The following is a 23,371-nucleotide window of genomic DNA, read 5'->3' on the forward strand; positions in this document are numbered from 1 at the left end:
TGCTAGAGTAATCATAAAAAATAGATATAAGGAATATCAATATAATGAAAGTCAGTTTTTACTCAGTCAGTAAATGCGTTTTTACATCGGCCGTGTTTACGATAATCGCTAGTTCATCATTTATGGCAACTGCTGGCCTTGAAGCATTTAAACCAGGCTTGGTGATTAAAAACTATGGCAACGTGGCCGAAGTCGATAGCAGCTTAACCATACCAGCAGGGATGAAGTTTAAAGTCGCTTTTGATTTAGGCAGTGCAGCAGAAGCGGCAGAATTAAATCGTAGTATTGATACTTTAGCGCGTTTTATCAATATGCACGTGGCCGCAGGAGTCAAGCTTGAAGATATTTCAGTTGCTATGGTGGTGCATGGCAAAGCCGCTAGCGATATGACTAAAGATAGTTTTTATCAGCAGCTCAATGCGGGGCAAAAGAACGCTAATAAAGACTTAATTGCTCAACTGATAAATAATGGCGCAAAGTTCTATGTATGTGGTCAAACTGCAGCATATTACGGCATTACACCTGACGATTTATTACCAGGCGTTGATATGGCGTTATCGGCGTTAACCGCTCATGCAGTGTTAGCTCATGAAGGCTACAGCGTAAATCCGTTTTAGTTCGTCATCAGCTTATCGTTTGTCGTTTTTAGCATGTCGGCAGTAGTCTGCAGCATTATTGATTAAATACATCTTGCTTGGTGTATTTGTCAATAATACGTTGTGTTGTACCATTTTGTTTAAATTCTGCAATTGCGGCGTTAATCTGTGGTAACAAGGTGGCATGTTCTTTACGAAGACGCATAACTAAGTGACCTTGTGTATGAACTGCTGCAAGGGTAATTGGGCTGTTAAGTTTTTTGGCCCAATACAAAGCCGGTAAATCTCCGCAGATAGCCGCATCAACTCTGTTTTTGTAAAGGGCTTTGATGAGATCTCGTTCTGATAGAAAATCAACCCGAGTAAACTCCGCATCATCATGGTACAAATAACCGCGTACTGTGCCTATTTCTTTTGCTTTAATCTGGTCTATGTTTTGCCAATCTTGGGCTTTTTCTTCGAGGGTAATAATGTTTTCTTTAATAGCAATGATAGGGTCTGATTGCACAAAAAGAGAACCCAACTCTCGATTAGGGAACCAGCTCGGACTGACAAAATCGAAATCTAGCAAGCCGTTATCTAAGGCGTAATTAGTTCTTTTGGGTGGGAAATTATGTTTTTCAATTGCAATATTAGCTTTTGCAAGCAGCAACGGAACCAGTTCTCCTAGTATCCCTGGCTCTTCTGAAGAGTCTGGGATGTAATAAGGCACCCAACTGCTTGATGCGTTGACGTTGTACTTAAGAGCTGTGTTCGCTTGAACTGTGAAACCACAAAAAAATATCAAAAAGCAAGATAGTGCCATAAAGCGTTTTTTCATGGTGACTCCTTTTTTGCCTGTTTATCAATACTCGATCAACTTGCAATGTTTAATAAAGATCTAGGCACAGTAAACATAAACTCTTATGTAGGTTACTCGGCATTAATATGTAAGTTTTATGATGCTTGATCAATGAGGTCTTTTTATTGCTTTGGCTGAGTAATAGACCTTGCGCTAATGCTACTCGAGCAACGAGTTTTTCATCACCACGAATGTACATTGAGATCGGTTTAGCTATTTTGTCATCAATAATATGTTGATTAAATTCTTTTGCTGAAATAACTAAGCTGGATTGGCCGTCACTTTCAAGTTTTAGTTTCGCATCAATGTCGGTATCGGTTATCACTACCCATTTTTGAGCCGTGAGTTCTGCTAACACATTTTTAAGCGCAGTGCCTGTAGCGACAGTACTGTTGTTAGCTTGCTGATATTGATCGGCAATACAAATTAATAGTCGTTTGAGTTGAGCTGCAGCACCTTGACTGCGTGCTTGACTGATCCAGGCTGTTAGGTCGTCGGCCATTAGTTTAGAAAAACGTTTTGTTTTTAATGACTCAACCATCCAGTTACATAAAAAATGGCTTTCCTGTGCAGGTGTTCTCACGGCTTTGTGCTGTGATGCTGAGGTATTTATAGCCTCTATCCCTGCTAGGGCAAGTGTTAATAAAGCTTGGTTGTATGTTTCTGTCGTCATTTCAGCTGGGTCAATAAAGTTATGTGATAACTAGTTTACCGTGTCGTCGCTCATTGCTAAATAGATATTTATATTTAGTCAGCTTGATGAGCTGGAGTCACTATTTAACTGAGTCGCAGTTAAGCTAAGTTAACTGCGACTAAAATCGATTATAGATTACTTCTTGGGCGGAAATTGCGCCAATATGGCGACAACAGTTTCATTTATACTGTTGGCTTTAGCTTCGCCGCCTTGATCAAAGTTGTACTGGCCATTACCACGCCAGATTAAGCGATTATCTGCAGGGTCAATAATATCAATCTGAATGGTTTGCATTTTGGCTGTGTCACTGCCTAGCGGAATACCAAGACTGGTACCTAAACTGACTCCTCCGCCAGAGCCCCAAGAGCCTGAGCCTAGGCCAATAGACAACCCTGAATTTTTTTGCTCATCTTCAGTGAAAAAAGCATAACTGACTAAAAAATCTGCATTGTCCGCGTTAAAATCATAACCTTGGTTCTGTAGGGTTTGTTTAATATTATGACTAATTCGATCTGCTGTTAGCGGATCATCGGTTTGCTTTATGATAAGTTGATTGAATGTTTTCAGTACTGAAAAGTCGTAACTGATATCATAATCTTGCTTAGGTTTTGCGCTGCAAGACGCGAGTAATAGTAGACCACAGAATACTAAAATGTGTTTACGACATGCCATACCACCTGTTAACCATTGACTCGAATGCCTTGATATTGTCATGAGACCCCCTATTAATCGTGCAAAAGTGTACAAAATTAGCTCAATTAGTATAACCTTAATCTAATGTAGTGCTATGGTGGTTTTGGTTAGTTAATCGCTAGAGTAACCATCAAATTAAACTATTAATGACTATATCGTATATTTAATATTTAACAATATTAGCTGAGGTTAAGCATTTTGATGATGGAACAGTTAAGTTTTTTTGCGGTGCCCAGTCCCTGCATCGGCGTTTGCCAGTCTGACAGCCGTGGTTATTGTATGGGATGTCTTCGAAGCCGTGATGAACGTTTTAACTGGATGAATTATGGTGAGTTACAAAAGCAAGATGTGATCCGTTTATGTTCACAGCGTAAGCGACGTCGTCAATATGCTGCGCATAAAGCAAAGCAACTGGAGTTACAAACCCAGCAAGCGTGGTATGCGCTTCAACTGGATTTTGATGGGCAGACCGCAGTGAAAGATGAAGATGTTGATTTAACAGGTTTTAGTTTAGATGAATAACCAAACATTTTCATCTTTATGTTAGGGCCTGTTGATCTTTCGATGACTAGGCATCAATCCATTCGCCTCGATTAAAACGTTTTTAACTCGAACAAAATTCAACCAGCAAAGATCAACAGGCCCTAGGCTCTCATTGCTTGCCAAAATAATCTAAAACTGGCGTTTCTGTGAATGTCATCGCTACCTAAATGGGGATTGTCGGTAAAAAATCTAATCGCAGCTAAGTACTGGCCATGGCAGTTTTCGAGTAATAACGCATTGGGAAAATCTGCTATAACCTGTTGCTGCTTACCTTTATTAATCAATTCGACAACAAATCCTAAAACACTGTTCATCGCCTGTTTTCTCACGTCGACATCAATGTCTGCTGACATAGAGTACTGCAAAAAAAACAATTGTTTTAATGGTTGTGCAATGGCCCAATCGATGGCTTTTTGCCATAGCGTATTAGCGTCTTGTTCAATGTTGCCACTAAAATCTGTGCTGCTGAGCATGTTGGTAGCAAACTCTCGTTTAATGGATAAAAAGAGCTGACTCATAATATCTTTTTTAGTCGGGAAATGATGAAACAACGTGCCTGTCGCTACGCCAGCAGCTTTAGCTATTGATGCTGTCGATGTCGCATTAAAGCCTTTATTCACAAACAGCTGTAAAGCTGAGTCTAAAATAGCTTGTTTCTTATCTGTGGTAACAAGGGCTTTACTGCTCATTGAATCAAATACCTGTTTGCTTAAGGTCTGTATATCTTATGTTTGCTTATCAAATCAGTTTGATTACGCGGCTTTGCTGTCGCAATAAGCTCAGTAAGTATGACCTATTAACGTCATACATATTGTGATGATAGCTCGATGTGTTAACGCAAGAAAAATTTCATCAATAACCGTTGGATAATACCGCCATAAGGTGGATGAACAAAAATGCCAGTATTAATTTTACCACTGTTAAGAATCGTTTTAGCATGACTAAAGGTTAAAAAGCCTTCTTTACCGTGGTAGTGCCCCATGCCTGACGGACCAATGCCGCCAAAGGGAGCATCATCTGCTGCAACATGAAATACCGTGTCATTTATGCACACGCCACCAGAATGAGTATGTTGTAATATTTTTTGCTGAGTTTGTTGCTCAAAACTCATCACATACAGAGCTAATGGACGATCATTTTTGTTGATATAACCTATTGCTTCATCAATCGACTGGTAGCTAATGATCGGTAATAAAGGGCCAAATATCTCATCTTGCATAATGAGCATATCGTCTGTGGTATGGGTAACGAGTTGAGTGGCAATTTTTCGTTGAGTTGTAGATATTGGGCCAGCAATTGCCGAGGTGATGGTTGCGCCCTTGGCTTTGGCATCATCTAGCACTTTGATTAGGCGTTGGTACTGACGATCATTAATGATATTACCGTAATCTTGGTTGGTATCGAAGTTAGGGTACATTTTATTAAATCGACGTTGGTAAGCAGCAATAAATGCCTCAACTTTTTCAGCAGGACATAAGACATAATCAGGGGCGACACAAATTTGACCTGCATTTAGGCACTTACCAAAAATAAGTCTTTCAACTGCTGTGTCTATTGGCATATCTGGAGCGATGATCGCAGGCGACTTACCGCCTAGTTCTAATGTTACTGGAGTCAGGTTATTTGCTGCGGCGCGCATAACATGGCGGCCAACAACGCTAGAGCCGGTAAACAGAATATGATCAAACGGCAACGCGGAAAATGCTGCGGCCACATCGGCTTCACCTTCAACTAACTCTACTTCGGTTGAGTCAAAAATTGTTGCCAACATCTTACGTAATACTGCATTAATTGCCGGAGTGAACTCAGACATTTTTAGCATAGCGCCATTGCCTGCTGCAATCGCGGTAATTAACGGACCCATAGATAACATTACCGGGAAGTTCCACGGCACAATAATACCAATTACGCCTAAGGGTTGATATTGCACTGATACCTTTGACGGGGAGAGTAATAAGCCAGCATGACGACGGCTAGGTTTCATCCATGACTTAAGCTGCTTGATGGTGTAATTGATGTTATTTATGCAAGGCATTATATCGGAAATGATAGTGTCGTTTGGCGATCTGTGACCGTAATCATTGATTAATGCGTCGATAATAGCTTGCTGGTTGTTGAGTAATGCTTGCTTTAGGCGGGTTAATTTATCTACCCGCGATTGATAATCGGGTGCTGGATTAGCTTGGAAACGTGCTCGTTGATCAGTTAGTAATTGTCGTAATTGTGTTTCAATATTATCAACGGCCATATTCATACTCTATCTCCAGCAAAAAAATAACAATGTAGATTTGATGAGCATAATATGAACTTACTCAACAAGTCGACTGATTGGTCGGTCTAATGCTAGGTTGTTTTTTGATCTAAAGCAAGTTTCCGGCTTTAGCTTGATTTTGATCACTAAGTAACGCTTTAATAATGACTATACTTAATCTCAACACGGGATAAAAGTTGTGACAAATCGTTAAACTTGGTTTTGTTATTAAGAGTTTAGATTACTTATGTTGCGATTACTTGTGTTGTTGAAATAGAACCGAGTGTGTCTTTTAGGCATGCAATGTTACAGCAAATAAACACTTTGAACTTTGGAGGAAGATAATATGCGCACACGTAATATTTTATGGCCTACCGATTTTTCTGATACGGCGTCACATGCGTTACGTTATGCCATTGAAATGGCAAATTTATATCAAGTTGGTATTCGTATTATGCATGTGGTTGATCAGCCTTTTGGTGATGAGAACTATATGGTGCTTGCTGTGACACCCGAAGAGCTGGCTAAAAGTATGGAAGATGCCGCCGCTAGTCGAATGCATGAGCTATTAGGCCAGCTTAATACCAACTTAAAGATTGAAACGGTTATTAGGCGTGGTGATGCCATTACTGAGATTTTAGCCGAAGCCAATAACGGTGATATTGGTATGGTAGTTATTGCTAGCCATGGCAGAAGCGGGCTGTCTCATTTTTTACATGACAATGTAGCCGAAGCAATTGCCAATAAAGCCGATTGTCCAGTATTAGTGGTTAAGTAATACTGACTGTTGAAGCTTGATAGATGTTAAAATCGGCTATCGTTGATACACGGCTTAGTTGTGCTTTTATCTAGCTAAAAGCTTGAACCGGGTTGACTCAAAAAGGCGATTTCTGCAGGTGTTGAGACGCGCCCAAGTATCGTATTTCGGTGCGGATAACGATTAAATTGCCCAATAATAGCTTGATGTTGTTGTTGGCTGCGCACGTTATTTGGCGCATATTGCTCAAATAATGGCAATCCTAGCTGGTGGACTATCATTGATTCACTATGCATATAGGGCATAATTAAAAATGCGGCTTGCGGTGTCGGTAACTCAGCTAGGCAACCCAGTGCAACGGCTTGTTGTGCAAGCTCTAATGCGATATTGTCAGCAAAAAATGCGGCTGGCGTATCGCGATGAATATTTCGCGAAAATTGATCTAATACGATAATTTCGGCTAATCGACCTTGAGCATCTTTACGCCAGTGTTGTAACTCTCCGTTTATGGCGGCATCTAAAGCGTTACCAAAAGTTTGTGTTATCTGTAAATCAAGCTCGGCATCTTTGATCCACCATTGTGTAGGCGATGTTTGCACAAACCAAAAATTAATAACATCTTCGACAGAGATACTGGTTGTTCCTATTACATTCATGGCTATATCCAATTATGGTTATCGTGACTAATGGCATTAAGCGATCGAGTAATAATCAGTTCAGCTATTGATGTCGGGATATATGGAAACACCACACTGCCACTGGCCAATCCCACTTCAACATAGGCTAACTGAGCTTGTTTTTGGCTGCTGGTTTGGGTAATGGTAACGTGTTGAACTTTTTCAAAGGCGACTCGTTTCCATTGTTGACCAAAAAAGCCGCTGTGTTGCCAAATAACCTGATCTGCGATCACATATCCCCACTGCTTATAGCGGATGTAAAGCGCTATCATTACCATGGCAGTCGTAAACCAAATAAACTCAAAAAAACCGAGGCTATGATGGCCATAGTAACCGATTATACTGAGCAATGTGGCCGGAAACAGTGGTAGGGCTAATCTTCTGGTTAGCCAATTAATACTAATCGGTGTGTAACTGTTGGGTAGTACGCTTACGCCGCCACTAAGTTGTGGGATGTTAGCCAGTATTGACTCTACCTCATTGGGCTTAACGCTTGGAATTAACATATGTTGTTTAGTTTTATGTTCAACTTCATGGCCTTTGACTTGTTTAAAGTATAAGGTCCAGCGGTTAAATAAGCGTGCAATAATGGGTTGTTGCGCTTGGACTAATTGAATACGCTTTATGGCTAATGCATCTTGCTGATGTGATATAACGCCACCACTTCGCTGTATAGTGTCTTCATGTTTGTCGAGCTGATATGGATGATATTTTAAAATAGCCGCGATAATTGAAATTAATGAAAATAAGCTGTAAATCCCAAACAACATTATAATGACCATGATGGTTTGCAAGCCAATATTTTGATGGGTTTGCTGTTGAACCCATAACCAAAATTGCTGTGCCATTGGCGAATCGAATATTTTATCCCAATCAAATTGGCCTACTATGGGGCCCGCAATTACCGCAAACCAAATAAAATTATTTTGATAAAAACCAAATAAAATTAAATCTCGTAAACTTTTGCGCGTAATAGACTGGGTGTTATTTATGCTCAGCTGTTTGTTTGCGTATGAATGCTGGTGTACCGACAGGGTTGCTTCAAAGTGACTTAAATTCAGCAGTAAACGTTTTAAGGTTTGTGCTTGTTGGGCATCTAAAGCGGCTAATTGAGCTTCATCACTTTTAGAGCCTGCCGTTTCAATTACTAGGGTACCAAGCGATAGAGGCTTAAAATAAAACGGTTGTTCATAACGAATATTTTGAATACGGCTAAGAGGTATTTCATCCTTTTTGGTAAAAAATAAACCACGCTTTACTTCAAGCTGATGGTTATTAAGACGAAATCTAAATTTTAACCATTCTATTATTGCGAAAATCGTTACCAGTATTAATAGTAGGCTAGATGCCAGTATGCCCCATTGCATATCAAAACCTTGCTGCCATCCTGTATAAACAATTGGCACTATGGCAAAACCATTACTGAGAATACTTTTTAAGGTAGTAAAAATATTGCTAACGATGGACCATGCTGACAGTGCTTGCCATTGTTGCAAATCACTTGCCGGATTATTGTTTACAGCATCATTTGTATCAACCGATGGATGAGCCATTATGGTTTCGGTTTCAAGCTGCTTATGGTTATCTGCAGATGTTGATGATTTATCCATTATGGTTATCCTGTTGTGGAGGATGAATGGATATATTGTCGGTTTCTATGTCAGATGACGTTGGCTGAATAATATCCTCTTCGGAGACCGGTAATAGATGATTTGCGGCTGCTTGGGTCAATAAGTGTTGGCGTAAATGCTCTGCTAAATCGGCATTGAGACCGGGCAAATCTATTTCAGCTAATCCACTGCCAGCACTAAAGCATTTTAACGTGACCAAATTGTATTTTCGCTCAAGAGGCCCTTGAGACAAATTAACATGTTGCAGCCGAGTATAAGGCAATGCCGTTGTTGATACCCAGAATAACCCTTCACGTAGCACTATTTCATGTTTAAACAATCCATAAGCAATCTTGTTGGCCTTAAGATGAATAAGTTTAATTATCACCGCTGCTAATAGCATGGCAAATACCAGCACCAGTGACGCGATGATTAACGGCAACGGTTTAGCGATTAATTGAAATCCGCTTAAGAGCGTTATGATAATCAACGCCATAACACTACTGATTATTAATAATAGTTTAGGGTAGTTAGGATCAATATTGCTCAGTGGTAAATCAACAAGCTGAATATAATCATCTTGGGATAAGAGTGGACCGTGATGATAAGCATGCGTCAATGTTTCTTTTGCTGCGATAGATGTAGATGTATCGCTTAGCGATGACGGATCATTTATTGGCGATTGCGTTAATGGGCTCTTTAGGTGCGGCTGAGTATCCATATTGGTTCGCTTTCCATTTTTTGCTGTTATCTATTGTTAAAAACTATAACGAGATTGTCGTTACTTAGGTAGTGTTAATCATATTAGGTTATCGATAAATCAATCTATTAGCTAAAAATCAGTGATTAATTCAGCCACAATGGCCACACGCTAGCAATAGTACTTGCGTGATTGGCTACAGATACAGTAATTTCGAGTTAGTGATGTAGAGATAATAGGGCGTGTGAAAGATGTTTTCGGATAATTACGTGATCAATAAATCGCAAAAAGCTTTTCTACGGAAATTGTATTTAGCGCATTTATTAGATGAGGAGCAGCACAACTTATTAAGCTTACAAAAACTAACGTTGATGCCAAGAAGAACTTTGCAAGATGCTATAGCGGCATTTGTTGATATTGGTATTGAAGTGGATTTTGTGCAACAAGGCCAGCGACATAATGAAGGCTATTATCGTATTTCAACATGGGGCCCAATTAGCAGTGCTTGGGTCAATAGCCATTTTGAACAAATTAAACAGCACATTGAGATGGTTGATGAACCGTCGATGGTCCGTTAATACATTTTAAATATAATCATTGGTTGTTAACAAGGCTCCTCATGGCAATACAGATACTATTATTTAATGCACAAGGTCGATTGTTATCTCTGGGTGACGAGGCTCTTATGGCCGAATATGATCCGCAGCAGCATTTAATATGGGTCGATATTACCGGTCAGCATAGCCAACAGTTTTTTAAGAAATACCCTTATTTTGGTATTGATCATCTCGACTTTGAAGAAGCTCAGCGTGAACGTCATCCACCACAGTTTGAAGAATATGACACTCATTCTTATTTATTAACTCATGAGCTTATGGACCGGGAAGAATATCTCCTGCTCGAACGTAGTCAGTTACTGCTACATGTTAATGATCACTTTTTAGTGACTCAACACCTTAAACCTTCACTCAGTGTTAGCAAAGTTGCTCAGCGGATCAGCGAAAAAATTCAGCTGGAAAGCACTGATATGAGCCAAGTATGTTTTGAATTAATGCGCCAAATTGTGATTGATTATCTGGCGGTGATGCTGGCATTAGAAGAACGTTTAAGTGAAATAGAAGATGAAATTTTTGAGGTTTCTACAGATGATCTATTAGCTGAATTAATCGCTTATAGTAGTAAGTTACAAAAAGCAAAACGTTCGTTCAGTTATCACGAAGAGATATTGCAACAGTTGCTTCGCGATGATAGCCATCAGCATATTAAGATGGATTATGAACAGCTAAGCTATTTATATAATCAGTTTGAGCGACTATCGAGTCGTGCCAGTCTGTATCAAGGCTTAGTGGACAGCTTAATTAATGGTTATATATCAGTGAGTGCGCATAAAACTAACCGAGTCATGATGACGCTTACCATGGTAACCGCTATTTTTTTACCGTTAACCTTAGTTGCGGGTATCTACGGAATGAATTTTGACAATATGCCAGAGCTTAAATGGCACTTTGGCTATTTTGCAGTATTGATCCTAATGGCTGTGATTGTGGTATCAGGTTTGTGGATAGCAAAGATCAAGCGCTGGTATTAACATAAGAGGGCAATTGAGGTGGCAGGATTTCAACATGGATTAGATTTTGGTGAGTATCAAAATGGCTTAACTCAAGATGATGTTGCCGTGCCATCGGCTAACAAGCAAATTAATCCGCCCGTCACATGGATTAAAGGTTTTTTATCGCCCAAACAGCAACAGTTATTGCTTAATGAAGTTAACCAATACCCTTTAGAACGGGTTGCCATAGAGGTCTATGGAAAACAACATCTTATTCCTCGAACTCAGGCTTGGTTTGGCGATTTAGGTTGCGATTATCATTACTCTAAATTACACATTACCGCACTGCCTTGGCCAAATCTGCTAAGCCGATTAAGAGCCAAATTACTCAATGATCATCAAATTGACACTAATTCGGTATTAGTTAATCGCTATGCTGATGGTCACGATTGCATGGGCTGGCACAGTGATGATGAACCTGAGATTGTCGTTGGCTCAGCTATTGCCTCGGTTACTTTGGGTGCCTGTCGAGACTTTATCGTGCGCCACAAGCACACTAAAACCAACGTTAATTTTGCGCTCACATCGGGCGACTTACTCATTATGCATCCAGGTATGCAGCAACAATGGCAACATGCTTTGCCTAAACGCCTCAAGGTTGTTGAACCACGGATTAATTTTACCTTTCGACACATCATCCCTAATTACTATGGTTAATAAATCTCGTTAATGGCCATAGCTAAAAGCTAAAAGCTAAAAGCGAAAGGCGAAAGGCCTAGAGGCTAGGACGCTGCGCGGCTAGATGCTATAAAATCTTAGCAGCCAAGCGGTTCCTATCCTATAAATGACAAGCGATAACAAGCGAAAAGCTAAGCGCCTAGGATGCTGCGCGATTAGATGCTATAAAATCTTAGCAGCGAAGCTGTCCCTAGAAACGAAGCGCTCTATACGCGTAGCGAACTAGCAGCGAAGCGACTCTAGGACCTCGAAGACCGAAGGTCGAGCTAGTTTGGGGATATCGCTAAAATGGATCATTATTGAACCGGTAACCGCAGTGTATACGTACTCATTAGTATCAATACAAGATATGGTAATGAATAGATGAACAATGCTGATGGCCAAACTTTCGGAGAAACGAATTTACAATCGACATCACAATCTACTGTCAGTGCGCTTTATTGGTTAGGTGATGATCTGCGGGTGGCCGATAATGCTATTTTTGCTGATATTGCCCAGCATGCCCAGCAGTTGATGGTGGTGTATTGCATCGATCCTAATTGGTTCTGTTCTGCTCAATATCAGGCTCAGTATGTTGGTAAGTACAAACTTCGATTTTTACTCGAATCGTTACGTGCCTTAGATGAAACCCTTAATCAATATGGTCAACAGCTACACATTGTTTATGCATCTGCACAGCAATCTTTGCCATATATCATTCAACGTCATACTATTTCAAGAGTATATCGAAGTGATCATAGCGGTGCAGATGAGCAAGCTGCTTGGCAAAATATTCAGCAGCAGTGCCCTAATGTTGAATATTTGACTATGACCACTCAAACTTTGTTTGATCTGCAGCAACTGCCTTTTGAATTAGCCGATCTGCCTCCGACATTTAGTCAGTTTCGTAAAAAGGTCGAAAAAGTTACTATTTGCGCCGCAGCCGATGCCGTATCTTGGCTGCCGCCAATGGTTGCGCTTAAGCAACAAGATAAACAACTTCAAGCTTGGTTGGCTTATCCTAATTGGTTGCCACAAACGCAAATGTTCAACAATGTATTTTGCGGTGGTGAAGCGCAAGGGATGTTACAACTAGACAGTTATTTTTCGTCTAACTTAGCCCACAACTATAAAGTGGTGCGTAATGAGCTTGATGGCTGGGAGTGCTCGACAAAGTTTTCACCTTGGTTAGCCAATGGTTGTGTATCTGCAAGGCAAGTTGTGTCGGCGTTAAAGCAATTTGAGTTACAACAAGGTGCTAACGAATCGACCGAGTGTATTTTGTATGAGCTGCTTTGGCGTGAGTATTTCCATTTTTATGCGCATAAATTCAATACGCTGGTGTTTAGATTTTCAGGCATTAATGGACGTAAACCATTAACCAGTTTTTATGCGCAACGGATTCAAGCTTGGAAAAACGCCAGTACCCCTTTTCCGTTAGTGAATGCATTGATGAAACAATTAAATGACACCGGTTATATGTCAAACCGTGGTAGGCAAATTGTGGCCAGTTGTTTTGTTAACGAGCTGCAATGTGATTGGCGTTATGGGGCGGCGTATTTTCAACAGCAGTTAATCGATTATGATGTTGCTGTTAATTGGGGTAATTGGCAGTATTTAGCTGGTGTTGGTGCAGACCCTCGAGGTTGCAGGCGCTTTAATCTGCAAAAGCAGCAGCAAACTTACGACCCGGAGGGGATGTTTATTAATGCATGGCTAGGGCGAGAAGCGGTAAAACAACATGATGACACCAATGCTGAATATTGTATCGATAGTGTCGATATAGCGGATTGGCCCAGAAATTGATTACTCATAGGTATGAGTTCACTTAGATGCGGGCCTAAGCAAAGGTGTGCACAAACGTTAACTTTTTGCCTGCCTGTTTGACCTTTATTCAGCAAACCAGTACCCTTCGATTTCATCGATATGGATTAACAAGAGTATCACTATGTCTGTCGAACAAATCATTACGGATAAATTGAATCACGCTTTCGCACCATTGCATCTAGAGGTGATTAATGAAAGTAACCGCCATCATGTACCGCCTAACTCTGAAACTCATTTCAAAGTAGTTGTGGTTAGTGATCAATTTAGCGAACAGCGTTTACTTGCGCGTCACCGTTTGGTTAACCAAGCGCTTGCCGACGAGTTAGCTAACGGTGTGCATGCATTATCTATAAATGCGTATAGTCAGCCAGAATGGCAAGCATTGGATGAAGTGCCGAGAACACCTAATTGCAAAGGCTAATAGTTACTAAATTATTGGCTGATTTATAAAAAAACCTCATATGAACTATGAGGTTTTTTATTTTGTGTTACCTTGAGGTGATGGTTGTCACTCGTTAAGATTATGTTACAGTCTTGAGGTAGAAGCGTTCGATTGCAAAGGATATTTACATGAGTAAGGTGACACAAACCTGCTGGTTAATGGCTTTAACCTTATTGCTGGGCTGTCAACAAGACACTCTTTTGAAGACAAACTCTATTGCTCAAATAGATTTAGCTCCCGCGCAAGTGATTGAATGGCGTTTAGCCACCTCATGGCCAAAAAATCTTCCCGGTTTAGGTATGGGCCCTGAACGGTTTGCCCAATTGGTCAAGCAAATGTCTAATGGACGTTTGATGATAACAGTCTACGGTGCCGGAGAGTTAATGCCTGCATTATCGGTATTTGATGGGGTCAGTAATGGCAGCATTGAAATGGCGCATAGCGCTTCATATTACTGGAAAGGTAAAGCCCCAGCCGCTCAGTTTTTCTCATCAATTCCTTTTGGTTTAACGGCGCAGCAAATGAATGCATGGCTTCACTACGGTGGCGGGATGGAGCTGTGGGAGGAGGTTTATCAGCCTTTTGGTATTTTACCGCTTGCAGGAGGTAATACCGGCATGCAAATGGGTGGCTGGTTTAATACCGCGATTACCACTCCGGAAGACTTTAAAGGTCTCAAGATGCGCTTACCCGGTTTAGGGGGCGAAGTGCTTAAAAAATTAGGGGGAGTTCCTGTTGATGCCCTGACTGGCAGAGAAATATATGGCGCGCTACAAACTGGCGCAATTGATGCTGCCGAGTGGGTTGGGCCTTATAATGATTTATCGCTTGGGTTGTATCAGGTTGCTAAATACTATTATTATCCGGGTTGGCATGAACCTGGCTCCACCATGGAATTTCTCATCAATAAGCAGGCTTTCTCTACTTTGCCTGATGATTTAAAAATGATCATTAAAGTTGCCGCAAGCGCTATCAATCAAGATATGTTAGATGATTATACTCAAGGCCATATTGCTGCGATGGACGTATTGCTTAACGAACATGATGTGCAAGTGAAACCATTTCCTAAGACTGTTATTCGTGCATTAAAAAATGCCCGAGATGATGTGCTTAAGAGTGAGGCAGCTAAAGATCCGTTATTTAATAAAGTACTCGAGTCTTATATGGCTAATGAAAAGTCAGTAAAACGCTACTTTAGTTATACTGAAGATGCGTTAAGTCGGTTTGAGTTAGATGATAAACATCAACAGTAAACTGTGGCTATGGCAATACTTTAATAGTGGTAGTATCTTGTTATTAGGCTGTATCTTGTTAGATTTTTTTTAATTTATTTTGGAGAAAGCAATGCCTTTACTAGACAGTTTTACCGTAGATCATACCCGTATGAATGCTCCAGCGGTCCGCGTTGCCAAGCACATGAGTACCCCAAGTGGCGATGCTATCACTGTGTTCGACTTGCGTTTTTGTGCACCCAATAAAGATATTCTCAGCGAGCGTGGTATCCATACGCTTGAACATTTGTTTGCAGGTTTTATGCGTGAACACTTAAATGCAGATGGTATAGAGATTATTGATATTTCGCCGATGGGATGTCGAACCGGTTTTTACATGAGCTTAATTGGTCAGCCGACAGAAAGTACAGTAGCAGATGCTTGGTTAGCGGCGATGGTTGATGTAACTAATGTGATTGATCAAAAAGATATTCCTGAGTTAAATGAGTATCAATGCGGCACTTATGAAATGCACTCATTAGAGCAAGCTCAAGACATTGCTCGGATGATTATTGCCGCAGGCGTGAGCGTTAACCAAAATGATGATTTAAAATTGAGTGATGAAATTTTAGGTAATCTTTAACTCAATCGATAAATGAATCGATACGTTAAAATTAATTGTATAAGCGGCTTTAGCCGCTTTTTTTTACAAAAAAAACCACTTATTGTCGAGTAAACGTTAACAGTACGCTATTTTTATGTAACTGGAACCGTTATTGTAATGGGCAAATTTTAGTAACTCATACGTCATTTTAAGCGATCTTTTACGTGAACAGACACATATACGGAGATTAATATGTCTAACCACCCATTTAGCCTGTCAGTTATAGCAGCCGCAGTGCTTTATGTTTGCCATTCAACCAATGCTGTTGCCGAAACAGTGACAGAGTCTATTGATAAGATTAATAGCCAACTCGACTTGCAACAGTCATCAATAAGCCAATTTAATTATCGTCAAAGTGATATAACGCTAGGGTTAACTGGCGCGACAGTATTGCCCGCCATACCGCATCAGGATGTAGCGATTACTCATGCGGGTGCCACAGACGGCGTTGCCATTTTACAAGATGGTATTTTCTTCTCTCCAGCGCCGTATTCTGGACAGCATTTAGCGTTACAACCTAATCTACAACATCAACAAAAAGTATCATTTTCAGGTATGACGAATGTGACCGAAAGCTCAGAAGCGGCTTTTGGTAAGCTTGAATATCAGTCAGTACAAATTAACCCGAACAAATATGCGACGAAGATCAATCTTGAAGGCAGTGACAATAATGCCATCAATGGTGGTGTCGTGGTGAGTGGAACATCTAAGCAAGCAGGCATGTTACTGGCGGTTGATTATCAATCTGCATCAGAGGATGTGGGTTATCATATTTCGCGAGATCTCGATTCAACTCAAAAAGATATTTTATTTAAAATTGCTGCTGATAGTCTACCTGGAGCACGTAATCAACAAACCACCGAGTTCAGTTATCAGTATTCATCACAAGATAGCGAGCGCGGGACCTTGGGGTTAACTGCTGCTGATTTTACGTTAAGTCCGACTCAATTATATTCAGCGGCTAGCATCGATAATATTGAAGGCGAACGACAACGCTACGTATTAGCACATAAGGTTATTCTGTCTGCTGATTCGACCATGGATACCGATTTTTATTACCAAACCTATTCGCAGCAAACTCAAAACATGCATTTTGTTGATGGTGAGCAAATTGATAGTGCTTTATTGGCTTCCGTTGCTATGTTTGAAGCGGCTCCAACGGCTGATGGGATGAATCTAGGATCGCTAACGCAAAATAATGATTTTGCTGGTTTTGGTGTACAAACCAAAGGTGTGACTATGTATGGTCAGCACCAGGTGACTTATAGTGCACGCTATCATACAGATAAAGCTGAAATGCGTTTAGGCCAGCGTGAGTGGTTATGGGGTAATGATTTATCACTGACGCCGACATCAGATGATGAATATGCACTGACGTATACTGATGATGTCTCGGCATTTTCATCAGCGGTAGACACTAAATTAAATTATGGTCAGTGGTCTATTAACCTCGGTTTAGGTTATGAGCATGTGAGTATTTCTCGTGAGCTTGATGATATGACGACTAACCTTAATGCTGTTGATTTTTCTGATGATGGCTGGACTCCGTCAGCTGAGGTAGCTTATAAAAGTGGTGCCTGGTTAGCCGCGCTGCAAGTTAAACAAGCTTGGACAGCCGCTTCAGCGGGAAATATTAACCAAACGGCTCAAGAAGCGCTGCAATATCAATTAGCGTTAAGTTACCAGCAAGATGCTTTATCGATAGCCATGACAGGCTATATGCATGATTACGACAGTCAACACGTAAGTTGTATGCAGGGCATGGTATGTGGCTATGAGCAAATATCATTACAGGAAAATATGAGTGATGTTGCTGTTGTGGGCGCAGACTTGAGCATAGCGTATGGGCTGACATTTGATCACTTTTCTATTCCATTGAACGTAAAGTATCAATACACCCAGGCTGAAACCGATACTGCCGATTGCAATGAGTTAATGGGATGTTTTGCTGCCAATAGTCAATTACCTTGGGTACCAGAACAACAGTTAACGTTAAGCTCCGGTATTGTGTATGGTGACATGTCTTTTATCGCGCAGGCCTTGTATCAATCTGAGTTAGGTTATCAAACCTCATTGTCTAATGAGCGAACCATTGATAGTCAGTGGAAGGTTGATTTAGCCGCGACTTATCGTTTGACCGAGCAGCATGAATTATATGTTCGAGTTGAAAACTTGTTAGATGAAGAATTAGTCGCAAATATTACAGCGATGGGATTTCAAGGGCAGTCAGAAATGATCACGTATTTGGGTTATCAAGGTCATTTCTAGATAACTGTTTTTATATGACGGTCTCTATATGTTAGCTAGGGCCTGTTGATCTTTCAAGGTTATTTTTGCAGCGAATTGTTGGCCATTACTCACATTTACAACTGCGCGGCAGAGACTTTGAGGTGTAGTTATTCTACATAAAAAGTCGATAACACAGTAAAAATGGCCAACAAACGCTGCCCGAAGGGTTCGGCTAAAAACGTTTTACTCTTTGTTGAATGCATTTTGCTTAGATGACTAGGCATCAATCCATTCGCCTCGATTAAAACGTTTTTAACTCGAACAAAATTCAACCAGCAAAGATCAACAGGCCCTAGGCTGAATGATATTTGAACACGGTTTATGTGTCTTTTATATCAAAATGCTCATGCCACTCAAGTGAGAACTCATTTGGGTGGTATTATTTATGCGGTAATTGTTTTTGTGAGTAAACAACTAAAATTATTTCTTTAAAATTAATGCTATAGTTTTTTTATCAGAATCTAACATACAGCATAACCTCTTAGGTTCTTATTCGTTAAGTCTGATCTAAAATCCATTTGTTAAAGTAATGTATTGGTATGAAAACACCTATAATTTTCGTGGCGATAGTCTCATATTTGCGGTAAAATGCGCGCGACCAGCGTGATTATGATCGCATTTTCGAGTTAAATCTGCGCTAGCTCAAATGCAAGTATTTGTTAATACTTTGTTTTTGTAGCAGAACGTGGCGCATTGTCTTTCCTTCAAACGTAGTGCTTGTGGATATGATTACAATTAAGAAAGGATTGGAACTGCCTATAGCAGGCGGACCAGAGCAAGTTATCCATAATGGCCCAGCCATTAGACATGTAGCGACTTTGGGTGAAGAGTATATTGGCTTACGTCCAACGATGAAGATCAAAGTGGGCGACAAAGTACAAAAAGGCCAAGTTCTTTTTGAAGATAAAAAGAATTTAGGCGTTAAATATACGGCTTTAGCCAGTGGTACTATTTTAGAAATCAACCGAGGTGCAAGACGTGTACTTCAATCAGTGGTTATTGCTGTGGAAGGTGACGATAGCGTTGCTTTTGCTCAATACGATGCTGATAAGCTAGACACGTTAGACGCACAAGTTGTTCGTGATAATCTGATTGATTCAGGTTTATGGACAGCTTTGCGTACACGACCTTTCAGTAAAGTGCCAGCGGTGGATGATACTGCTGCGGGTATTTTTGTGACTGCAATTGATACTCAACCTCTAGCTGCCGATCCTGTGGTAGTCATTGCTCAACATAAAGAAGATTTTGCTAACGGCCTCAAAGTCCTAGCTCGATTAACTGAAGGTAAAGTTTACCTATGTAAAGCACAAGGTGCCGATATCCCAGCAGCCAATGCACAAGTTCAAGAGTTTGCGGGTAAACACCCAGCAGGTCTTGTAGGTACGCATATTCACAACGTTCTACCAGCTTCTGCAACACGTACTGTTTGGCATATTGGCTATCAGGATGTGATTGCATTTGGTCAACTGTTCACTCAAGGTGTATTAAACACTGAACGTGTGGTTGCTATTGGTGGTCCTAAAGCGAAAAATCCTCGTCTAGTTCGTACCGTTTTAGGTGCTAGCATGACTGAACTGACTGCTGATGAAACAGTTGGTGATGGTGTTCGTGTGATTTCGGGTTCAGTGTTAAGCGGCCGAACTGCGGTAGGACCTCAAGCTTATTTGGGGCGTTATCATCAGCAGGTGAGTGTACTGGAAGAAGGTGATGAAAAAGAATTATTTGGTTGGGCTATGCCTGGTGCTGATAAATTCTCTATTACACGTGCATTCCTAGGCCATTTAAGCCCATCGCGTCTATTTAATATGACCACTAGTACTGGCGGTTCAGACCGTGCAATGGTACCGATTGGTAACTATGAACGTGTGATGCCTCTAGACATTCTACCTACTATGCTACTTCGTGATTTACTCTCTGGTGACTTTGATGGCGCAGTCCGTTTAGGCGCATTAGAGTTAGATGAAGAAGATTTGGCATTGTGTACGTTCGTATGTCCAGGTAAGTATGACTATGGTTCATATTTACGTGATTGTTTAGATACGATCGAGAGGGAAGGCTAATGAGTTTGAAAGATTTTATCGAACGTATTGAGCCGCAATTTGAAAAAGGCGGCAAGTACGAAAAGTGGTATGCCCTTTACGAAGCGGCAGCCACAGTGTTTTATACTCCAGGTAAAGTGAACAAAGGGGCAACCCACGTTCGCGATAATGTAGACCTAAAACGTATTATGATTACGGTTTGGGCATGTACATTCCCAGCAATGTTTTTTGGTATGTACAACGTAGGTTTACAGGCTCAAGTAGCGATGGCGGCCGGTTTCGGTTCTCCGGATATATGGCAAGTCAGCTTATTTGAATTATTTGGCGCTCAACTCTCTGCAGACTCTGGCATTACGTCCTTGATGTTCTATGGTGCGTGCTTCTTCTTACCTATCTATGCAGTGACTTTCATTGTTGGTGGTTTTTGGGAAGTACTCTTTGCATCAGTGCGTGGCCACGAAGTAAACGAAGGTTTCTTTGTCACTTCGGTGCTATTTGCTTTAACCCTACCCGCTACTATCCCATTGTGGATGGTTGCATTAGGTATTACCTTTGGTGTGGTTGTAGCGAAAGAGATCTTCGGTGGCACAGGGCGTAACTTCTTAAACCCTGCATTAGCTGGTCGAGCTTTCTTATACTTTGCTTACCCATTAAGCATGTCTGGTGATACCACGTGGGTTGTTGCTGACGGTTATTCTGGTGCAACGGCATTAAGCCAAGCAGCGCAAGGTACATTTGACTACGCCTCAACGGCTAACTGGATTGACTCATTTATGGGCTTCATTCCTGGTTCTGTCGGTGAAGTGTCTACCTTTGCTATCTTGCTAGGTGGTCTAGTTATCATTTACGCCCGTATTGCCTCTTGGCGAATCGTTAGTGGTGTTTTCTTAGGTATGGTCGCTATTGCGACGTTGCTTAATATGATTGGTAGCGACACTAACCCGATGTTTGCAATGCCTTGGTATTGGCACTTGGTGTTAGGTGGATTTGCATTCGGTATGATGTTTATGGCTACAGACCCAGTTTCTGCGTCGTTTACCAATACCGCGAAGTGGGCATACGGTTTCCTCATTGGTGCAATGGTGGTGTTTATCCGTGTGGTTAACCCTGCATTCCCAGAAGGTATTATGTTAGCTATTTTGTTTGCTAACCTATTTGCTCCATTATTTGACCACTTTGTTGTACAGTCAAATATCAAGCGGAGGATTGCTCGTGGCTAGTAATAAAGATTCGTTCGGTAGAACGCTATTTGTTGTTGTCGGCTTATGTCTTATCTGTTCAGTGCTTGTTTCAACTGCTGCTGTGGTATTAAAACCTATTCAGCAAGAAAACAAATTACTTGATAAGCAAAAGTATATTCTTGAAGCGGCGAGCCTGATAAATACCAAAGAAGGCAAAGTCACTAAGAAAGAAATTCTAAGCAAGTATGAGCAATATGTTGAAGCTCGCTTAGTTGACCTTAAAACAGGTGAGTTTGTTGAGGGTGATGCTAACGTTTATGACCAACGTAAAGCGTCACGCGATACTAGCATGTCTTCTGTGCCTGAAAATGACATCGCCTCAATCAAGCGTGTTGCAGATAACGCGGTTGTATACCTTGTTCGTAATGACGAAGGTAAACTAACTAGCGTTATTTTACCTGTTCACGGCTATGGTTTGTGGTCAACTATGTACGCACTTTTGGCTCTAGAGGCTGACTTAAATACAGTGCAAGGGCTTGTTTACTATGACCAAGGCGAAACGCCTGGTTTAGGTGGCGAAGTTGAGAATCCAAAATGGAAAGCATTGTGGAAAGGTAAAAAGTTATTTGATGAGCAAGGTGACTTGGCTATTAGTGTAACTAAAAACCCTACAGTGGCTAGTTCTGTTTATGGTGTCGATGCGCTTTCAGGTGCAACACTTACCAGTAACGGTGTACAACACTCATTGACGTTTTGGTTAGGTAAAGAAGGCTTCGCAAACTTTATCGCTAAAGCACGCAACGGAGGGTTAAGCTAATGGCTGACGCTAAAGAACTTAAACAGGTTCTAACCGGACCGATTATCAATAACAACCCAATTGCGTTGCAAATTTTGGGTGTGTGTAGTGCTCTTGCTGTTACTAGTAAATTAGAAACAGCATTAGTAATGACGATTGCATTAACTGCGGTAACAGCGTTTTCTAACCTGTTTATCTCACTTATTCGTAATCACATTCCAAGCAGTGTGCGTATTATTGTACAGATGACCATTATCGCTTCATTAGTGATTGTGGTTGACCAAGTATTACAAGCTTATGCTTATGCCATTTCTAAACAGTTATCGGTATTCGTCGGTTTGATTATTACTAACTGTATTGTAATGGGTCGTGCTGAAGCTTACGCAATGAAAACACCCCCAATGATGAGCTTTATGGATGGTATCGGTAACGGTTTAGGTTACGGTGCAATTCTATTGTCTGTTGGCGTTGTGCGTGAACTATTTGGTAATGGTTCATTATTTGGCGTAGAAATCCTCAGCAAAATCTCTGACGGCGGTTGGTATCAGCCTAACGGTTTATTACTACTGCCACCGAGTGCATTCTTCTTGATCGGTGGTCTGATCTGGTTGATTCGTACGTATAAGCCAGAGCAAGTTGAAGCAAAAGGGTAAACGCAATGGAACATTATCTTAGTTTATTAATTCGCTCTGTTTTCATTGAAAATATGGCGCTAGCGTTCTTCTTGGGTATGTGTACTTTCTTAGCGGTATCAAAGAAAATCACTACTGCAATGGGCCTAGGTGTTGCAGTTATCGTGGTACTGGCTATTTCGGTTCCTGCTAACCAAATTATTTATCAAGGTCTATTAGCTCCAGGCGCATTAGCTTGGGCTGGTTTTCCTGATGCTGATTTGAGCTTTTTGAAGTTCATCACCTTTATCGGTGTGATTGCAGCACTTGTGCAAATTTTGGAAATGGCTTTAGACAAGTACTTTCCACCTTTGTACAACGCGTTGGGTATTTTCTTACCTTTGATTACCGTGAACTGTGCAATTTTTGGTGCAGTATCTTTCATGGTTGAGCGTGATTATAACCTTGGCGAGAGCGTAGTATTTGGTATTGGCTCTGGCATAGGTTGGGCGTTAGCAATTGTATTGTTAGCCGGTATCCGCGAAAAGATGAAGTATTCTGACGTGCCAAATGGCTTACGTGGCTTAGGTATTACCTTTGTTTCAGCAGGTCTTATGGCTCTAGGTTTCATGTCATTCTCAGGTGTTTCTCTTTAAGAGTACTGAGACGACGCATTAATTTGA

24 protein-coding genes are annotated in these 23,371 nt (G+C 40.9%); 16 read left to right on the forward strand and 8 right to left on the reverse strand.

The window, feature by feature from the left end; all coding sequences use genetic code 11:
* Positions 1 to 44 precede the first annotated feature (44 nt).
* A complete protein-coding gene (locus EGC82_RS06335) occupies positions 45 to 617 on the forward strand; it encodes a DsrE family protein (protein ID WP_124730016.1) in 573 nt (190 codons plus the stop codon).
* Positions 618 to 672: 55 nt separating this feature from the next.
* Here EGC82_RS06335 and EGC82_RS06340 read toward each other — a convergent pair whose 3' ends face one another.
* The 3 genes from EGC82_RS06340 to EGC82_RS06350 all read right to left on the reverse strand — a co-directional run bounded on the left by EGC82_RS06340 (position 673) and on the right by EGC82_RS06350 (position 2,803).
* Positions 673 to 1,416, reverse strand: a complete 744-nt coding sequence (locus tag EGC82_RS06340) for a substrate-binding periplasmic protein (protein ID WP_124730017.1) — start codon at positions 1,414 to 1,416, stop codon at positions 673 to 675.
* A 49-nt stretch (positions 1,417 to 1,465) separates the two neighbouring features.
* A complete protein-coding gene (locus EGC82_RS06345; protein ID WP_124730018.1) occupies positions 1,466 to 2,110 on the reverse strand; it encodes a DUF2913 family protein in 645 nt (214 codons plus the stop codon).
* Positions 2,111 to 2,266: 156 nt separating this feature from the next.
* On the reverse strand, positions 2,267 to 2,803 hold the full coding sequence (locus EGC82_RS06350; protein ID WP_164839196.1) for a DUF4136 domain-containing protein: 537 nt from the start codon (positions 2,801 to 2,803) through the stop codon (positions 2,267 to 2,269).
* A 225-nt stretch (positions 2,804 to 3,028) separates the two neighbouring features.
* Between EGC82_RS06350 and EGC82_RS06355 the strand changes: the two genes are divergently transcribed.
* Positions 3,029 to 3,346, forward strand: coding sequence for a DUF1289 domain-containing protein (locus EGC82_RS06355; RefSeq protein ID WP_164839197.1), 318 nt, complete (start codon positions 3,029 to 3,031; stop codon positions 3,344 to 3,346).
* Positions 3,347 to 3,468: 122 nt separating this feature from the next.
* Here the strand turns inward: EGC82_RS06355 and EGC82_RS06360 are convergent, their stop codons facing one another.
* Entirely contained in the window at positions 3,469 to 4,056 is a 588-nt protein-coding gene (locus EGC82_RS06360) for a TetR/AcrR family transcriptional regulator (protein ID WP_124730021.1), read from the reverse strand.
* A gap of 143 nt (positions 4,057 to 4,199) precedes the next feature.
* Entirely contained in the window at positions 4,200 to 5,621 is a 1,422-nt protein-coding gene (locus tag EGC82_RS06365) for a coniferyl aldehyde dehydrogenase (protein WP_124730022.1), read from the reverse strand.
* 343 nt (positions 5,622 to 5,964) lie between these two features.
* Between EGC82_RS06365 and EGC82_RS06370 the strand changes: the two genes are divergently transcribed.
* Positions 5,965 to 6,396 carry a universal stress protein gene (locus EGC82_RS06370; protein WP_124730023.1) on the forward strand — a complete coding sequence of 144 codons (432 nt, stop codon included), beginning with the start codon at positions 5,965 to 5,967 and terminating at the stop codon, positions 6,394 to 6,396.
* Between the two features lie 74 nt (positions 6,397 to 6,470).
* Here the strand turns inward: EGC82_RS06370 and EGC82_RS06375 are convergent, their stop codons facing one another.
* From EGC82_RS06375 to EGC82_RS06385, 3 genes are read right to left on the reverse strand one after another with little or no spacing between them, the layout of a single operon-like run.
* Positions 6,471 to 7,031 carry a DUF924 family protein gene (locus EGC82_RS06375; protein ID WP_124730024.1) on the reverse strand — a complete coding sequence of 187 codons (561 nt, stop codon included), beginning with the start codon at positions 7,029 to 7,031 and terminating at the stop codon, positions 6,471 to 6,473.
* A 2-nt stretch (positions 7,032 to 7,033) separates the two neighbouring features.
* Positions 7,034 to 8,662 (reverse strand): PH domain-containing protein, encoded by a 1,629-nt coding sequence (locus tag EGC82_RS06380; RefSeq protein WP_124730025.1) that lies wholly within the window; start codon positions 8,660 to 8,662, stop codon positions 7,034 to 7,036.
* Positions 8,655 to 9,383, reverse strand: coding sequence for a PH domain-containing protein (locus EGC82_RS06385; RefSeq protein WP_124730026.1), 729 nt, complete (start codon positions 9,381 to 9,383; stop codon positions 8,655 to 8,657). The genes EGC82_RS06380 and EGC82_RS06385 overlap by 8 nt, the downstream gene beginning before the upstream one ends.
* A 230-nt stretch (positions 9,384 to 9,613) precedes the next feature.
* Here EGC82_RS06385 and EGC82_RS06390 point away from each other — a divergent pair, with 230 nt between their 5' ends.
* The 13 genes from EGC82_RS06390 (at position 9,614) to nqrE (ending at position 23,344) form a co-directional block, all read left to right on the forward strand.
* Positions 9,614 to 9,940: a winged helix-turn-helix domain-containing protein gene (locus EGC82_RS06390; RefSeq protein WP_124730027.1), complete on the forward strand. Its 327-nt coding sequence runs from the start codon at positions 9,614 to 9,616 to the stop codon at positions 9,938 to 9,940.
* Between the two features lie 41 nt (positions 9,941 to 9,981).
* Positions 9,982 to 10,950, forward strand: coding sequence for a magnesium transporter CorA family protein (locus tag EGC82_RS06395; RefSeq protein WP_124730028.1), 969 nt, complete (start codon positions 9,982 to 9,984; stop codon positions 10,948 to 10,950).
* A gap of 18 nt (positions 10,951 to 10,968) precedes the next feature.
* On the forward strand, positions 10,969 to 11,628 hold the full coding sequence (locus EGC82_RS06400; protein ID WP_124730029.1) for an alpha-ketoglutarate-dependent dioxygenase AlkB family protein: 660 nt from the start codon (positions 10,969 to 10,971) through the stop codon (positions 11,626 to 11,628).
* Positions 11,629 to 12,012: 384 nt separating this feature from the next.
* The gene (locus EGC82_RS06405) at positions 12,013 to 13,434 is read left to right on the forward strand and encodes a DASH family cryptochrome (protein WP_124730030.1); all 1,422 of its coding nucleotides are present in this window, start codon (positions 12,013 to 12,015) and stop codon (positions 13,432 to 13,434) included.
* Between the two features lie 142 nt (positions 13,435 to 13,576).
* Positions 13,577 to 13,876, forward strand: a complete 300-nt coding sequence (locus EGC82_RS06410; RefSeq protein ID WP_011636419.1) for a BolA family protein — start codon at positions 13,577 to 13,579, stop codon at positions 13,874 to 13,876.
* Positions 13,877 to 14,025: 149 nt separating this feature from the next.
* Positions 14,026 to 15,150, forward strand: a complete 1,125-nt coding sequence (locus tag EGC82_RS06415) for a TRAP transporter substrate-binding protein (RefSeq protein ID WP_124730031.1) — start codon at positions 14,026 to 14,028, stop codon at positions 15,148 to 15,150.
* Between the two features lie 91 nt (positions 15,151 to 15,241).
* The gene (gene luxS / locus EGC82_RS06420) at positions 15,242 to 15,751 is read left to right on the forward strand and encodes an S-ribosylhomocysteine lyase (protein WP_124730032.1); all 510 of its coding nucleotides are present in this window, start codon (positions 15,242 to 15,244) and stop codon (positions 15,749 to 15,751) included.
* A gap of 213 nt (positions 15,752 to 15,964) precedes the next feature.
* Positions 15,965 to 18,040: a TonB-dependent receptor gene (locus EGC82_RS06425; protein WP_124730033.1), complete on the forward strand. Its 2,076-nt coding sequence runs from the start codon at positions 15,965 to 15,967 to the stop codon at positions 18,038 to 18,040.
* A gap of 746 nt (positions 18,041 to 18,786) precedes the next feature.
* A complete protein-coding gene (locus EGC82_RS06435) occupies positions 18,787 to 20,121 on the forward strand; it encodes a Na(+)-translocating NADH-quinone reductase subunit A (RefSeq protein WP_124732576.1) in 1,335 nt (444 codons plus the stop codon).
* Positions 20,121 to 21,320: an NADH:ubiquinone reductase (Na(+)-transporting) subunit B gene (locus tag EGC82_RS06440; protein ID WP_124730034.1), complete on the forward strand. Its 1,200-nt coding sequence runs from the start codon at positions 20,121 to 20,123 to the stop codon at positions 21,318 to 21,320. The genes EGC82_RS06435 and EGC82_RS06440 overlap by 1 nt, the downstream gene beginning before the upstream one ends.
* Positions 21,313 to 22,098 carry a Na(+)-translocating NADH-quinone reductase subunit C gene (locus EGC82_RS06445; RefSeq protein WP_124730035.1) on the forward strand — a complete coding sequence of 262 codons (786 nt, stop codon included), beginning with the start codon at positions 21,313 to 21,315 and terminating at the stop codon, positions 22,096 to 22,098. Before EGC82_RS06440 ends, EGC82_RS06445 begins: the two co-directional genes overlap by 8 nt.
* The gene (locus EGC82_RS06450; RefSeq protein WP_011636426.1) at positions 22,098 to 22,730 is read left to right on the forward strand and encodes an NADH:ubiquinone reductase (Na(+)-transporting) subunit D; all 633 of its coding nucleotides are present in this window, start codon (positions 22,098 to 22,100) and stop codon (positions 22,728 to 22,730) included. Before EGC82_RS06445 ends, EGC82_RS06450 begins: the two co-directional genes overlap by 1 nt.
* A 5-nt stretch (positions 22,731 to 22,735) precedes the next feature.
* Entirely contained in the window at positions 22,736 to 23,344 is a 609-nt protein-coding gene (gene nqrE / locus EGC82_RS06455; protein ID WP_124730036.1) for an NADH:ubiquinone reductase (Na(+)-transporting) subunit E, read from the forward strand.
* The last annotated feature ends 27 nt before the right edge of the window (positions 23,345 to 23,371 follow it).

Source organism: Shewanella livingstonensis (assembly GCF_003855395.1).
Classification (GTDB): domain Bacteria; phylum Pseudomonadota; class Gammaproteobacteria; order Enterobacterales; family Shewanellaceae; genus Shewanella; species Shewanella livingstonensis.